The organism is Mycobacterium sp. pR1184 (assembly GCF_041287235.1).
In the GTDB taxonomy this organism is placed as follows: Bacteria; Actinomycetota; Actinomycetes; order Mycobacteriales; family Mycobacteriaceae; genus Mycobacterium.
Genome location: NZ_JBGGKR010000039.1, coordinates 1 through 288, shown reverse-complemented (window position 1 = coordinate 288; position 288 = coordinate 1). Strand labels below are relative to the sequence as shown.

The window sequence follows — 288 nt, the reverse complement described above, 5'->3', positions numbered from 1 at the left end:
TTTCGACGTTGTTGCTGACGTTGTTGTTCCGGTTCATGCGCCCGCTGATCGAGCATGGGCATGTGTTTTTGGCGCAGCCGCCGTTGTACAAGTTGAAGTGGCAGCGCAGCGAGCCGGAGTTCGCTTACTCCGATCGTGAGCGGGATGGTCTGCTTGAGGCCGGGCAGAAGGCCGGCAAGAAGATCAACAAAGACGACGGGATCCAGCGTTATAAGGGTCTGGGCGAGATGGACGCCAAGGAGTTGTGGGAGACCACGATGGACCCGACCGTGCGGGTGCTGCGCCAGA

Annotated in this window: 1 pseudogene; it reads left to right on the top strand. The window is 59.7% G+C overall.

Going from position 1 to position 288, the window contains the following annotated elements:
- Window positions 1-288, top strand: a pseudogene (locus tag ACAG21_RS28125) (DNA topoisomerase IV subunit B); the annotation flags it as partial.